This window comes from Flectobacillus sp. (assembly GCF_049240685.1).
Taxonomy (GTDB): Bacteria; Bacteroidota; Bacteroidia; order Cytophagales; family Spirosomataceae; genus Flectobacillus.
In genome coordinates this window covers 24,075-25,825 of the sequence record NZ_JBMLSD010000504.1, presented here as the reverse complement: position 1 = coordinate 25,825, position 1,751 = coordinate 24,075, and the positions used below count along the sequence as shown (strand labels likewise).

At 36.4% G+C, this 1,751-nt stretch carries 1 protein-coding gene and 1 pseudogene; one reads left to right on the top strand and one right to left on the bottom strand.

From position 1 onward, the window contains the following. A pseudogene (locus tag ACOVQ4_RS23465) lies at nt 1-255 on the top strand (hypothetical protein); the annotation flags it as partial. A gap of 356 nt (nt 256-611) precedes the next feature. Here the strand turns inward: ACOVQ4_RS23465 and ACOVQ4_RS23460 are convergent. Next, a complete protein-coding gene (locus tag ACOVQ4_RS23460; protein WP_421823015.1) occupies nt 612-1,640 on the bottom strand; it encodes a hypothetical protein in 1,029 nt (342 codons plus the stop codon). Nucleotides 1,641-1,751: the final 111 nt, after the last annotated feature.

Here is a 1,751-nt window from a genome sequence, read left to right as displayed (position 1 = left end):
CATATTTGGTCGTCGGCAACGCTATACAATGCGCAAGTTCGCCATGAAAGAGAGCAATGGTTTGAGCAATTGTTACATCAGTATCCAACAGGAATAAGTGCAGAAGTCTTATTAGATTTTCATCAAAATGGAGGTAATGGCGATATCCAAAACGATATGCGCATGAATCGCAATAATACGCTAATGACTCAATGTATTATGCAAATCGTCAGACAAGAAAATGGAGTAGAGTACCAATATGTAGATTTTGTGTAAATACTCTTCTCTCAGGTATAAAGAAGTTATCAGTAAACAGTGTATTTGTTATTAGAATGGCTTCATCGTCAAGGGTATATAGTAGTTGGGTTGCAGATGTATTGTTGATTTAATTTTAAGTATTAACGTAAAATAAAATTGTATTAATACACTGTAAGCTTTAGATGTTAAGCCACAAAGCTCGTTTGAATTTGTTGAGACTATTTTAGCCGAAAGCCCATTGCTGAAAGTCGAAAGCCTAAAAGTTGAATTTTATTTTGCTTACCAACTTACCAAGACTGAAACAATATTTTGGGGGAGTGATTATAAGAATAATCACTCATTCTCAATTCACTCAATAGATAACTCCCTCCTCATCACTTCCAAAAATGTTCTTTGATGACTTTCCACAAAACTTTGGTTGGAACTGGCTTGATACCTAATTTTTGTTGTTGGATAGAAATATCGGCAATAATGCGCCAATGATAGGCCAAATCCTTGTAAGCCTTCAAAAGTTTATATTCTGGATCGTAGATATGCCCAGGCTCGGCACTTACGCCGTTGAGTTCCATTACTCGAATATATTGCCCTTTGTACAAATCCTGAATCGAGCGCACACGCATGTCGAATCTGCCGTAATGAAAGCCCTCGATAGGTTTGGCAATTTTATTAAAAACTTCATGTAATTGTTCATTGATTAATTCATTGCCATTCAGGAATTTAGTGCCTCTGCAGTGGTTTCCAATAGGTTCTAATAAAATTCGCTCATGACGCTGTGGAATTTTATAAAAATCCATTCCCAAACGCTTTTTCATATTTTCCAACTGAAAACGCGCACGAGTATTTTGCTTCATCAAGGTTTCGATACTTGATGTTCCGTCCCCAATCACCGACAAAAATTCTTTTTTTACAACAGAGCTCACATAACCCTGTTCCTCGTTTGGAAGGCGATAATACAATACCCCCAGTTCAATATCATAGTCGATATATTCTTGAATAATAAAGTCGATAGGATGGCTATCAAAATAGTTTTTGAGCGCTTTTTCATCCGTAATTTTCTCTACTTCTGTACCTCTTTCACCTACATTAGGCTTACAAATAAGCGGGTATTCCAGCGTTTTGATTTGTTCTAACACAAATTCAAAAGAACAACCTTGCGTAATAAAAACCGTTTGAGGAAGATATTGCGCAGGAATTTGCTTTAGAATATCTATTTTGGATTCACCAAAAAAACCACCATAGTCAATGCATGGATCGGCATTGGTAAAAAAGGTCAAGGATTTTGTTCGAAAAGCCTGATAAAGCCAATAGGGGATAAGTGGTAAATAAAAAGCCCACCATGTCCAATATTCGTAAGTAAAGAGTTTTATAAGCCATAATGGCCATTGTGTTTTCTTTTGCGTCATTTTTTTTATGAGTGAACAGTTGCTAAGGCACAAAGTGTTTTTTTATAGTGAACAGTTGTTCAGGCACAGAGGCACAGAGTGTTTTTTTTAGTGAACAGTTGTTCAGGCACA

What these genes read in the sequence shown, in the direction of transcription:
- ACOVQ4_RS23460 (WP_421823015.1), bottom strand. Translation starts at nt 1,640, where the DNA reads ATGACGCAAAAGAAAACACAATGGCCATTATGGCTTATAAAACTCTTT.